12 protein-coding genes are annotated in these 11566 nt (G+C 68.3%); 8 read left to right on the forward strand and 4 right to left on the reverse strand.

Translation table 11 applies throughout. The features are described from left to right. From EJ903_RS04680 to EJ903_RS04715, 8 genes are all read left to right on the forward strand, one after another. Positions 1-673 (forward strand): amino acid ABC transporter permease (locus EJ903_RS04680; protein ID WP_210211377.1); only part of this gene is annotated, 673 nt, incomplete at its 5' end. 11 nt (positions 674-684) lie between these two features. Beyond that, positions 685-1341, forward strand: a complete 657-nt coding sequence (locus tag EJ903_RS04685) for an amino acid ABC transporter permease (protein ID WP_126612631.1) — start codon at positions 685-687, stop codon at positions 1339-1341. Between the two features lie 78 nt (positions 1342-1419). After that, positions 1420-2268, forward strand: coding sequence for a transporter substrate-binding domain-containing protein (locus EJ903_RS04690; protein ID WP_126612633.1), 849 nt, complete (start codon positions 1420-1422; stop codon positions 2266-2268). A gap of 109 nt (positions 2269-2377) precedes the next feature. Continuing rightward, entirely contained in the window at positions 2378-3163 is a 786-nt protein-coding gene (locus tag EJ903_RS04695; RefSeq protein ID WP_126612635.1) for an amino acid ABC transporter ATP-binding protein, read from the forward strand. A gap of 71 nt (positions 3164-3234) precedes the next feature. Next, the gene (gene aroQ / locus EJ903_RS04700; protein ID WP_126612637.1) at positions 3235-3690 is read left to right on the forward strand and encodes a type II 3-dehydroquinate dehydratase; all 456 of its coding nucleotides are present in this window, start codon (positions 3235-3237) and stop codon (positions 3688-3690) included. Positions 3691-3732: 42 nt separating this feature from the next. Beyond that, positions 3733-5643: a bifunctional sugar phosphate isomerase/epimerase/4-hydroxyphenylpyruvate dioxygenase family protein gene (locus tag EJ903_RS04705; protein WP_126612639.1), complete on the forward strand. Its 1911-nt coding sequence runs from the start codon at positions 3733-3735 to the stop codon at positions 5641-5643. A gap of 55 nt (positions 5644-5698) precedes the next feature. Further along, a complete protein-coding gene (locus tag EJ903_RS04710) occupies positions 5699-6580 on the forward strand; it encodes a shikimate dehydrogenase (RefSeq protein ID WP_126612641.1) in 882 nt (293 codons plus the stop codon). A gap of 114 nt (positions 6581-6694) precedes the next feature. Then, on the forward strand, positions 6695-7321 hold the full coding sequence (locus tag EJ903_RS04715; RefSeq protein ID WP_126612643.1) for a LysE family translocator: 627 nt from the start codon (positions 6695-6697) through the stop codon (positions 7319-7321). Positions 7322-7400: 79 nt separating this feature from the next. On the opposite strand, the gene EJ903_RS04720 is transcribed toward EJ903_RS04715, so the two are convergent. The 4 genes from EJ903_RS04720 to EJ903_RS04735 all read right to left on the reverse strand — a co-directional run bounded on the left by EJ903_RS04720 (position 7401) and on the right by EJ903_RS04735 (position 11368). Then, complete coding sequence (locus tag EJ903_RS04720) at positions 7401-8234, reverse strand: alpha/beta hydrolase (protein WP_126612645.1); 834 nt, start codon at positions 8232-8234, stop codon at positions 7401-7403. A 25-nt stretch (positions 8235-8259) separates the two neighbouring features. Continuing rightward, positions 8260-9096, reverse strand: coding sequence for a tryptophan 2,3-dioxygenase (gene kynA / locus EJ903_RS04725; RefSeq protein WP_126612647.1), 837 nt, complete (start codon positions 9094-9096; stop codon positions 8260-8262). Beyond that, positions 9093-10286: a kynureninase gene (kynU, locus tag EJ903_RS04730; protein WP_126612649.1), complete on the reverse strand. Its 1194-nt coding sequence runs from the start codon at positions 10284-10286 to the stop codon at positions 9093-9095. The genes kynA and kynU overlap by 4 nt, the downstream gene beginning before the upstream one ends. A gap of 188 nt (positions 10287-10474) precedes the next feature. Further along, positions 10475-11368: a LysR family transcriptional regulator gene (locus EJ903_RS04735; protein ID WP_126612651.1), complete on the reverse strand. Its 894-nt coding sequence runs from the start codon at positions 11366-11368 to the stop codon at positions 10475-10477. Between the last annotated feature and the right edge of the window lie 198 nt (positions 11369-11566).

Genomic DNA, 11566 nt, shown 5'->3' on the forward strand with positions numbered 1-11566 from the left:
GCCTTTGGGCTATACGCTTGACTTCAGCGTCGTCATCGACGCGCTGCCTTCCCTGCTGTGGGGGTGTCTGGCCACCATCGGCCTGGCGCAGTCCGGCATGAGCCTGGCGCTGGTCATCGGCGTGGCCGGGGTGGTGGCGCGGGGATCGAACCAACGCTGGCTGCGCGGGCTGGTGATCGGCTTTGTCGAGCTGATCCGCAACACGCCCTTTCTGGTGCAGATCTTCTTCCTGTTCTTCGCCCTGCCCCACATCGGCCTGACCCTGAACCCGACGGTCACGGCGATCCTGGCCCTGGGGTTGAACGGCGGGGCCTACGCCATCGAAATCATCCGGGGCGGGGTGCAAAGCATCGACAAGGGGCAGATCGAAGCCGGTCTGGCGCTGGGCCTGCACAAGGGGCAGGTGTTCCGCATGATCGTGCTGAAACCGGCCTTGCGGGCGATCTACCCGTCGCTGACCGGCCAATTCATCATGCTGACTCTGACATCGAGCATCTGTTCGGCCATCGCGGCCTATGAATTGACCTCCGTCGCCCAGCGGATCGAGTCCGACACCTTCCGCAGCTTCGAGGTCTACTTCACCATCACCGGCCTCTATCTGGCGATTTCCTGGCTGATGATGACCGGTTTCTCGGTCTTCTCCCGCCGCTACTTCAACTACCCGACCCGATAGGAGCGGCCGCGATGGGAACCACATTCGGTCTGGGCGAACTGGGTTTTCTGATCCAGGGCCTGAAATGGACGGTGCTGCTGGCGGCCATCGCCTTTGTCGGCGGGGGGATCGGCGGGTTGGGCGTGGCGCTGGCGCGCGTCTCCACCTCCAAGCCGCTGCGGCGGATCACCGGCGGCTACATCGCGCTGTTCCAGGGCACGCCGCTGCTGATGCAGCTCTTCGTCATCTATTACGGCTTGGGGTTGATGGGGCTGATGCTGCCCGCCTGGGTCGCCGTCGCCATCGCCTTCACCCTGCACGCCAGCGCCTTTCTCGGTGAAATCTGGCGCGGCGCGATCGAGGCGCTGCCCAAGGGCCAGTTCGAGGCGGCCCGCGCCCTGGGCCTGCATTACGTGCCCCGGATGCGCGACGTGATCCTGCCGCAGGCGCTGCGCATCGCGCTCCCCGCCACCATCGGCTTTCTGGTCCAGCTCATCAAGGGGACCTCGCTGGCCGCCATCGTCGGTTTCATCGAATTGGCCCGCGCCGGTCAGATCGTGTCGAACCAGACCTACGCCCCGCTGCTCGTCTTCACCGTCGTCGGCGCGCTGTATTTCGCCCTGTGCTGGCCGCTGTCGCTCTACGGCTCGCGCATCGAAGGCCGGATCGCCCGCGCCACCGCCCGCTGATCCTGTTCGCCATCCCTGTTCGCTGTTCCTGTTCCTTGCTGTCACCCCGCAACAGAAAAACCACGAGGAAGCGCCATCATGACCGACACGCCGATTTTCCGCCCGTCCCGCCGCAGCGTTCTGGGGGCTGGCCTCGCCGCGCTCGCCGCCCCGGCCATTCTGGGCCTGCCGCGCAACGCCGTCGCCCAGTCGCTCGCCGACATCAAGAGCAAGGGCAAGCTGGTCGTCGGCATCCAGGGCGACAACGCGCCGTGGGGCTTCGTCAACACCCAGGGCGTGCAGGAGGGGTTTGACGCCGACATCGCCAAGCTGTTCGGCAAGCAACTGGGCCTGCCGGTGGAGTTCGTGCCGACGGCGGTGGCCAACCGCATTCCCGCCCTGGTGACGGGCCGCGTCGACATCCTGTTCGCCACCATGGGCATGTACCCCGACCGCGCCAAGTCGATCCAGTTTTCCAAGCCCTACGCCGCCAACGACATCATCCTGGTGGCGGCCAAGGGCACGGCGATCACCACCCCCGCCGACATGAAGAACTTCGCCATCGGCGTCGCCCGGTCGAGCGCGCAGGACACCGCCGTCACCAAGGTCGCCCCGGAAGGCACGACGATCCGCCGCTTCGACGACGACGCAGCCACCATTCAGGCGCTGCTGTCCGGTCAGGTGCAGGCGGTCGGGGCCAACCAGTTCTACCCGCAGCGCCTGAACAAGTCGCAGCCCGGTGCCTATGAACGCAAGCTGGACTTCGTGCGGCAATACAACGGGGCCGGCACCCGTCTGGGACAGAAGGAATGGAACGAGACGGTCAACGCCTTCATCGACACCATCAAAGCGAACGGCGAGCTGGCCAAGGTCTACCAAACCTGGATGGGCTTCCAGCCGCCCGAATTCCCGACCTCGCTGGAGGGCATCCCCTTCACGGTGAGCTGATCCTGCGCCGGGTGTCCGCGCCACCGACGGCGCGGACACTCTCCGCGCTTGAGCCTTGTCCGCTTCGCGCCCCCTTTCGTGCCCCCCTTTCGTCCAGGACACCCGCGCCATGCCGTCCACCGCCACCCACACCGTTGACGCCCCCCACGCCGCCGACGCGCCCCTGATCGTGATGGAGGACGTCAACAAATGGTACGGGGCCTATCACGCCCTGCGCGACGTCAACCTGTCGGTGCGGCGGGGGGAAAAGATCGTGCTGTGCGGCCCGTCCGGGTCGGGCAAGAGCACGCTGATCCGCTGCATCAACCATCTGGAAACCATCAAATCCGGGCGGATCACCGTGGACGGCGTGCGGCTGGACGACAGCACGCGCAGCGTGGACGCGGTGCGCAGCGAGGTCGGCATGGTGTTCCAGAACTTCAACCTGTTCCCGCACATGACCGTGTTGCAGAACTGCACGCTGGCTCCGATGCGGGTGCGCGGGGTGACGGTCGCCGCCGCCGAAGCCACCGCCAAACGCTTTCTGGAACGGGTGCGCATCGCCGAACACGCCCACAAATACCCGGCCCAACTGTCGGGCGGGCAGCAGCAGCGCGTGGCCATCGCCCGCGCGCTGTGCATGGAACCCAAGGTGATGCTGTTCGACGAACCGACCTCCGCGCTTGATCCCGAAATGGTCAAGGAGGTGCTGGACACCATGGTGTCGCTGGCCCGCGACGGCATGACCATGGTCTGCGTCACCCACGAGATGGGCTTTGCCCGGCAGGTTGCCGACCGCGTGATCTTCATGGCCGACGGCCAGATCCTGGAACAGGCCGACCCGGAAAGCTTCTTCCGCCACCCGACCCACCCGCGCGCCCGCAGCTTCCTCGGCGAGATCCTCGCCCACCACTGAGCCGCACGTCGGGTTCCTTTCCCCGATCCATCCGTTTCGCCCCGACCGATCCAGCCCCGGCAGGAGATCGCATGAGCCGCCTTGTCTACATTCTGAACGGGCCGAACCTGAATCTGCTGGGCAAGCGCCAGCCGGAGATTTACGGGCGGGCCACGCTGGCCGATGTGGAGGCCGAGTGCCGCGCGCTGGCCGGGGACCTCGGCCTGTCGCTGCGCTTCCACCAGAGCAACCGCGAGTATGAGCTGATCGACTGGATCCACGAGGCGCGCGAGGACGCGGGCGGGATCGTCATCAACCCCGCCGCCTTCACCCACACCTCCGTCGCCATCCTCGACGCGCTGAACGCCTTCGACGGGCCGGTGATCGAGTTGCACATCTCCAACGTCCACAAACGCGAACCCTTCCGCCATCACTCCTTCGTCTCGGCGCGGGCCGATGGGGTGATGGCCGGGTTCGGCACCCAGGGCTATGGGCTGGCGCTGCGCCGCGTCGCCCACCTGATCGACGCGCGGGCGGCGCACGCCTGACCCGCCGCGCACCCGGTCCACAGACGGCCAGCGGAGACCGCCATGCCCACCCCGCCTTTCGTGAAATCCATCGCCACCGTCTCCCTCAGCGGGACCCTGCCGGAAAAGCTGGAGGCCGCCGCCGCCATCGGGTTTGACGGGGTGGAGATCTTCGAAAACGACCTGTTGACCTTCGACGGATCGCCCGCCGACGTGCGCCGCATCGCCGACGGGCTGGGGCTGGCGATCACCCTGTTCCAGCCCTTCCGCGATTTCGAGGCGATGCCCGACCCGATCCGCGCCCGCAACCTCGACCGCGCCGAACGCAAGTTCGACGTGATGGAGGCGCTGGGCACCGATCTGGTGCTGGTCTGTTCGAACGTGCAGCCGCACGCCATCGACGACCCCGCCCGTGCCGCCGCCGATCTGGCGGAGATGGCCGAACGCGCCCAGCGCCGGGGCCTGCGCGTGGGGTACGAGGCGTTGGCCTGGGGCCGCCACGTCAACCGCTGGCGTCAGGCGTGGGACATCGTGCAGCGGGCCGACCATCCGGCCCTGGGCCTGATCGTCGACAGCTTCCACACGCTGGCGCTGGAGGATGACTTTGCTGGATTGGCCGATCTGCCGGGCGAGCGGATCTTCTTCGTGCAGTTGGCCGACGCGCCGAAGCTGTCGATGGACGTGCTGTCCTGGAGCCGCCATTTCCGCAACTTCCCCGGACAGGGGCAATTGCCGGTCACGGGCTTTTTGAAAGCGGTTCTGGACTCCGGTTATCGCGGCCCGCTGTCGCTGGAGGTGTTCAACGACGAGTTCCGCGCCGCGCCCGCCCGGCTGACTGCGCTGGACGGCCTGCGTTCCCTCATCCACGCGGAGGCGGAGGCGGGCTATGGCCCCGGCCTGCCCGCCGCCCCGCAGTGCGACGGGGTGGAGTTCTTGGAATTCGCCGTCGATGCGGCGACCGGGGCGGCGCTGGCCCGGTTGCTGGGGCAATTGGGCTTCCGTCACGCCGGTCATCACCGCTCCAAGGCGGTCGATCTCTACCGCCGGGGCGGGGTCAATCTGGTGCTGAACGGCGAGGAGGATTCGGCGGCGTCGGAGCATTTCCAGATGCACGGCCCCTCGGTCTGCGCCATGGCCTTCCGGGTGGACAACGCGCAGCGCACGATGGAGCGGGCCAGCGCCCTGAAATGCCTGTTCTGGCGCGAGCGCGTCGGCGAAGGCGAACGCCGCATCCCGGCGCTGCGCGCGCCCGACGGCACACTGATCTATCTGGTCAACGACGACCCCGCCGGGCGCAGCATCTGGGAGGATGATTTCCACCTGCTGCCGGGGGCCGACGACGCGGACAGCCCGGCCACCGGCACCCTGTCCGGCATCGACCACATCGCCCAGGCCCTGCCCTTCGGGCGGATGGATGGGTTCGTCCTGTTCTACCGCACCGTTTTCGGCTTCCTGCCCGATGGGCTGTGGGAGTTGCCCGACCCCTACGGCCTGATCCGCAGCCGGGCGCTGGTCAGCCCCGACGCCGCACCGGGACGCGGGGTGCGGTTGCCGCTGAACATCTCCGAAAGCCGCCGGACGGCGACCGGGCGGTTTGTCGGGGCCACCGCCGGGGCGGGCGTGCATCACATCGCCTTTGCCAGCCCCGACATCGCCCCGGTGGTGGAAGGCGGTCTGGCGGCGGGCGTGCCCTTCCTGCCGATCCCGGCCAACTATTACGACGATCTCGCGGTCAAACACCCGCTGGACGACGACGCGCTCGACGGGCTGAAGCGGCGCGAGCTGCTCTACGACCGCGACGGCGCGGGCGAGTTCCTCCACGCCTACACCGACAGCTTTGACGAGCGTTTCTTTTTCGAGGTGGTGGAGCGGCGCGGCGATTACCGCCAGTTCGGCGCGGTCAACGCCCCGGTGCGCATGGCGATCCAGGCGCAGTTGCGGGAAGACCGCTGGCCCGAACGCTACCTCGACTGACTCCGACCCTGTGTTCCGACGGGCTTCCTCGGGCTTTTACGGAAAGACGACCATCATGACCCACGCACCGCAAACCGCCCGCGTTCGCGCCCCGTCCATCATCGTCGGCCTGATCGGTGCCGGCATCCAGGCGTCGCGCACCCCGCCGATGCACGAGCAGGAAGCCGACGCGTTGGGGCTGCGCTACATCTACCGCCTGATCGACCTGGATCGGTTGGGGGTGGGCGTGGACGCGCTGCCCGATCTGCTGGCGGGGGCGGAGCGGATGGGCTTCACCGGGCTGAACATCACCTACCCGTGCAAGCAGGCGGTGATTCCCTTGCTGGACGAGCTGTCGGACGACGCCCGCGCGATTGGCGCGGTCAACACGGTGGTGCTGCGCGACGGGCGGCGGATCGGCCACAACACCGACTGTTCGGGCTTCGCCGAAAGCTTCCGGCGCGGCTTGGCCGACGCGCCGCGCGCCCGCGTCGTGCTGTTGGGGGCCGGGGGGGCCGGGGCCGCCGTCGCCCACGCCGCCCTCGGGTTGGGGGTGGAGCGGCTGAGCCTGTTCGATGCCGACCCGGCGCGCGCGGCGGCCTTGGCCGACCAGCTCAACGCCCGGTTCGGCGACGGGCGGGCGGACGCGATCACCGATCTGGCCCCGGCGGTGGCGCAGGCCGACGGCCTGATCCACGCCACCCCGACCGGCATGGCGAAGTTTCCCGGCCTGCCCCTGCCCGCCGATCTGCTGCACAGCGGCCTGTGGGTGGCCGACATCGTCTATTTCCCGCTGGAAACCGCGCTGCTGCGCGAGGCCCGCGCGCGCGGTTGCCGCACGCTGGACGGCGGCGGCATGGCGGTGTTCCAGGCCAGCGACGCGTTCCGCCTGTTCACCGGGGTGGAGCCAGACCCGGAGCGCATCCGCGCCCATTTCGCCGCGATGGGGACCGACTGAGGCCTGCGGCACCATCCAGAACCGCCAAACGGATGGCTGGCGGAGTGTTGACGAGAGTGGCAGACTGCGTCCGCCCTTTCCGCATCCTCCTTTCCACACCGGGAGTGGTTCGTCGTGACGCTTGACCTCTGGTTCCTGTACGCGTTCGCCGCCATCGGCCTGTCCCTGACGCCGGGGCCGAACGGCCTGCTGTCGCTGACGCACGGCGTCCGTTACGGCTTCAGCCGCACCATCGCCACGGTGCTGGGCGGGGTGGTTGGTTTCCTGGTTCTGGTGGCGGCGTCGCTGGCCGGGATGGGGGCGCTGCTGGCGGCGTCGGAAACCGCCTTCACCATCGCGAAATGGATCGGTGCCGCCTACCTCGTCTATCTCGGCGTTCGGCTGTGGCGGACCCCGGCGGCCAGCGTGTCGGCCGAGGCGGGCGACGGCGGCGGGCCGCAGCATGGCCCGGTCCGCCTGTTCGCCGAAGGCTTCCTGGTCGCGGTGTCGAACCCGAAGGCGTTGATTTTCTTCGCCGCCTTCCTGCCGCAATTCATGATTCCCGGCGCGTCCTTTTGGATGCAGTTCGCCGTTCTCGGCGGGACCTTCGCCTTCACCGAATTCTGCTATGAACTGGTGTTGGCGGGTATGGCGCAGCGGATCGCGCCGTGGCTGTCGCGCCATGGCCGCTGGTTCAACCGCATCACCGGCGGGACCTTCGTCGGCATCGGCGGGGTGATGGCGTCGGCCAGCCACACGTAAAGCAAGACAGCAGAAACCCGGACAAATACGAACGGGGGGCGGCTTTTCCAAACCGCCCCCCGTTCTCTTTCGCTCGTTCTCAGTCCGCCAACAGCGTGTCCACCAGGGCGGATGCCGGATCGGTCAAGGCGTCGATGACGTCGAAATGGTGGCGGTCGGGGGCCTGAACCGCCGCCGTCGCCGCCCCCAACCCGCGCCAGACATTGGCCAGCAGATCGTTCTGCCGGACGAATTCCGGCCGTTCCGCCGCCCCGACCCAACAGACGATGCGGGTGTCGGCGCGCGGGCGCAGCAGGGCCGGGCTTTCGGCCAACGCCTCCGCCTCGTCGATCCGCAGGGTGTCGTTCATGCGGGTGGCCATCAGCGGGCGCAGGTCGTGCAGGCCGCTGATCGACACCACCCCCGTCACCCGCTCCGCCACCGCAGCATGCAGCGGGGCGTCAGCGCAGGCCATGCGGCTGACCAGATGCCCGCCGGCGGAATGGCCGGTCAGCCGCAGCGGCCCGGCCTGCCGCGCGGCGACCGCCTCCACCGCCCGGCCGATCTGGGCGGTGATGCCGCCGATGCGGCTGTGCGGGCACAGCGTGTAGCTGGGCAGCGCCACCGCCCAGCCGCGCGCCAGCGGCCCCGCCGCCAGATGCGACCACACGCTCTTGTCAAAGGCCATCCAATAGCCGCCATGGACGAACAGGATGGTTCCCCGCACCGCCCCGTCCGGCAGGAACAGGTCATACCGCTCCCGCTCGTGATCGCCATAGGGCTGGTCGAGCACCGCCCGCCCCGCCGTTGTCATCGCCGCGCGGAAGGCCGTCGCCTGTTCCGGCCAGCTGGTGAGATAACCGCCGCTGCCCGGAATGTGGGCGCTGTTGCTGTAGGCGTCATCCCAATCGTTGATGGACTGCAACCCGATCATCGGAACACCCTTTCCCACAAAACCGTTACAGCACGGTCCGGACGCGCCAGAGTTCCGGGAACAGCTCCACCGCCAGCATGTTGCGCAGGTAGGAGACGCCGCCGGTCCCGCCGGTCCCGCGCTTGAAGCCGATCACCCGCTCCACCGTGGTGACGTGGTTGAAGCGCCAGCGGCGGAAGTAATCCTCGAAATCCACCAGCTTTTCGGCCAGCTCATACAGCGACCAATGGCGTTCGGGATCGCGGTAGACCTGCCGCCACGCCTCCGTCACCCCATCATGGGGTTGGTGGGTGTCGCGCACGTCGCGCTCCAGCACCTCCGCCGGGACGGCGATGCCGCTGCGGGCGAGCAGGCGCAGCGCCTCATCGTACAGGCTGGGGCGGGCAAGCTCCTCCTCCAGCCGGGCGAGGATCTCCGGGCGGTGGGCGTGCGGCCGCAGCATCGCCCCGTTGCGGTTGCCCAGCAGATACTCGATCTCCCGGTACTGGTAGGATTGGAAGCCGGAGGATTGGCCGAGATCGTCGCGGAAGCGCGTGTATTCGCTGGGCGTCATCGTGCGCAGCACGTCCCAGGCGGAATTGAGCTGTTCGAAGATGCGGGCCACGCGGGTCAGCATCTTGAAGGCGGGCGACAATTGGTCGGCGCGGATGGCGGCGCGGGCGGCGTGGATCTCGTAGATCGCCAGCCGCATCCACAGCTCCGACGTCTGGTGCTGGATGATGAACAGCATCTCGTCGTGCGCGGTGGAACGCGGGTGCTGCGCCCCCAGGATCTGGTCCAGTTGCAGATAATCGCCGTAGGACATGCGGCCGTCGAAGGCCATCTGCGCGCCTTCGGTCGCGGGATCATAGGGCTTGCTCATGTGACAATCGCCTTCTCGTGATAGGCGGGACGGTCCCACAGCGCGCCGTCGATCACCTGTTTCAACACCTCCACCGCCGCCAGCACCTCGGCCTCGCCGATGTAGAGCGGGGTGAAGCCGAAGCGCAGGGCGTCGGGTGCGCGGAAATCGCCGATCACCCCCCGGTCGATCAGGGCCTGCATGATTGCGTAGCCCTGCGGGTGGCGGAAGGACACCTGGCTGCCGCGCCGGGCGCTGTCGCGCGGGGAGGCCAGAACCAGCGCCGGACAGGCCGCCTCGACCCGCTCGATGAACAGGTCGCACAGCGCGATGGACGCGCGGCGGATGTCCTGAATGTCCACACCGTCCCACACGTCCAGCGCCGCGTCCAGCGCCGCCAGCGCCAGGATCGGCGGGGTGCCGACGCGCATCCGCTCCACACCCTCGCCGGGACGGTAGGATGGATCGAAGGCGAAGGGGGCGGCGTGGCCCATCCAGCCCGACAGGGCCGGTTTGGCGCAATCCGCGTGCGCCGGGGCCACATAGATGAAGGCCGGAGCACCCGGCCCGCCGTTCAGATATTTGTAGGTGCAGCCGACGGCGAAATCCGCCCCGGCCCCGGCCAGATCGACCGGCAGCGCGCCTGCCGAATGGGCCAGATCCCACACCGTCACCACGCCCAGCGCGTGAGCCTTGGCGGTCAGCGCCGCCATGTCGTGCAGCCGCCCGGTGCGGTAATCGACCTGGGTCAGCATCAGCACCGCCACCTCGTCGGTGAGGGCGTCCTCCACCGCCTCGGGATCGACCACGCACAGGCTGTGGCCCTGGCCCAAGCTGTCAATCAGCCCCTCGGCCATGTAAAGATCGGTCGGGAAATTGCCGCTGTCGGACAGAATCACCCGGCGGTCGGGGCGCATCGCCAGCGCGGCGGCCAAGGCCTGATAGACCTTGATCGACAGGGTGTCGCCCATGACCACGGTCCCGGGGGCGGCCCCGATCAGGCGGGCGATGCGGTCGCCGACCCGGCGCGGCTGCACCATCCACCCGGCGCTGTTCCAGCCCCGGATGAGCTGGCCACCCCATTCCTGGGCGACGGTGCGGGCGACCCGCTCCTCCACCCCCAGCGGCAGCGGCCCCAGCGAATTGCCGTCGAGATAGATCACGCCGTCCGGGATGCGGAAGCGGGCGCGGGTTTTCTGGAAATCGGTCATCGGTCTGCCTGCTCCATTCAGGCCACGGGACAACGGCGCGCAAAAGGCGGCACCGCTGCGAACGCGGAAGCGGGTATCGGTGGCAACCCTGGTGTCGGAGACCGGCCAACAACCAGCGATCGTTTGCACCACCTGTTTTTGTCCTTACCCGCGTCACGCCACCCTGTCCAGCGAAAAACCGCCGGGCGTCACGCCACCGCCGCCGTGTCCATCGCCGCGACCAGCATGTTGCGCAGCATCATGCCGCTGCCCGACAAAATGCGCCCACCGCTGCCGTACAGCTGGACCGTGCGTTTGTAGAGATCGGGTTCGGCAAAGGGGACCGTGACGAACAGATCATCGTTCAGGCTGCGGATGGCGATGTCGCTGGCGATGCCCACCGCCCCCTCCGCCTGGACCCAATCGCGGATGATGGTGAAGGAGTTGGAGGTGAAGGTGCTGGCCCCCATCGTCTGCTCGTCCACCCGCAGCAGGGCGACGACGCGGGCAATCGTGTTGTGGGTGGGCAGCGCCAGCTTGACCCCGCGCAGGTCCTCAATCGTCACGCTGGCCCGCGTCGCCAGCGGGTGATCGCGCCGCATGAACAGGCAGGTGTGGGTGGACCAGCTTTTCTCGATTCGCAAATCGGATTCGGGCAACCAGGTGTAGACCAGCCCCAAATCCACCTCCCCCTGCCGCAGTTGGGTTACGATCGCGTCGGACGCGGCGACGGTCAGATCGACCACCGCGTCGGGGTGTTCGGCCTGGAAGGCGCGGATGGCGCGCACGGCGATCAGGGCCACCCCGTCGGACGCGGCGATGCGCACCGCGCCCTTGCGCAGCCCCACCCCCTCGCGCAGCTCCACCGCCACCCGTTCGGCCTCCAACGCGCTGCGGCGGGCGTAATCGGCCAGCAACTCGCCGGACGCCGTCAGCAGCATCCCGCGCGGGTGCCGTTCGAACAGCGGCGCGCCGATCTGATCCTCCAGCTTGGCGATCTGGCGGCTGACGGCGGACACGGTGACGTGCAGGCGGTCCGACGCGTCGCTGAGGGATCCCGTGCGGGCAACCTCCAGAAAATAGCGCAGGGCGGTGCTGAGCATGGTCGGTCCCCGGTTTGCTGAAAAGTCAAAGCGTGCTTGAGAATATTGAAATTGTCATCATCGCCGATTGTCACCCACAATCACCCTTGTTCAGCAAGCCAGTGATGTCAAAGCGCGCGGCGCAGCCCGGGACCGGCGGGTGGCGGCGGCTCCGCTTTGCCTCCCGCCCGGCTTCCGCCCGCCCCTTTTGCAAGCGGC

The organism is Azospirillum griseum, from assembly GCF_003966125.1.
Classification (GTDB): Bacteria; Pseudomonadota; Alphaproteobacteria; order Azospirillales; family Azospirillaceae; genus Azospirillum; species Azospirillum griseum.

Bases quoted from the DNA above. Each gene is read 5' to 3' on its own strand.
- EJ903_RS04710 (WP_126612641.1), top strand. From the start codon at position 5,699: ATGACCCACGCACCGCAAACCGCCCGCGTTCGCGCCCCGTCCATCATC.
- EJ903_RS04690 (WP_126612633.1), top strand. From the start codon at position 1,420: ATGACCGACACGCCGATTTTCCGCCCGTCCCGCCGCAGCGTTCTGGGG.
- kynA (WP_126612647.1), bottom strand. From the start codon at position 9,096: ATGAGCAAGCCCTATGATCCCGCGACCGAAGGCGCGCAGATGGCCTTC.
- kynU (WP_126612649.1), bottom strand. From the start codon at position 10,286: ATGACCGATTTCCAGAAAACCCGCGCCCGCTTCCGCATCCCGGACGGC.
- EJ903_RS04695 (WP_126612635.1), top strand. From the start codon at position 2,378: ATGCCGTCCACCGCCACCCACACCGTTGACGCCCCCCACGCCGCCGAC.
- aroQ (WP_126612637.1), top strand. From the start codon at position 3,235: ATGAGCCGCCTTGTCTACATTCTGAACGGGCCGAACCTGAATCTGCTG.
- EJ903_RS04705 (WP_126612639.1), top strand. From the start codon at position 3,733: ATGCCCACCCCGCCTTTCGTGAAATCCATCGCCACCGTCTCCCTCAGC.
- EJ903_RS04720 (WP_126612645.1), bottom strand. From the start codon at position 8,234: ATGATCGGGTTGCAGTCCATCAACGATTGGGATGACGCCTACAGCAAC.
- EJ903_RS04685 (WP_126612631.1), top strand. From the start codon at position 685: ATGGGAACCACATTCGGTCTGGGCGAACTGGGTTTTCTGATCCAGGGC.
- EJ903_RS04735 (WP_126612651.1), bottom strand. From the start codon at position 11,368: ATGCTCAGCACCGCCCTGCGCTATTTTCTGGAGGTTGCCCGCACGGGA.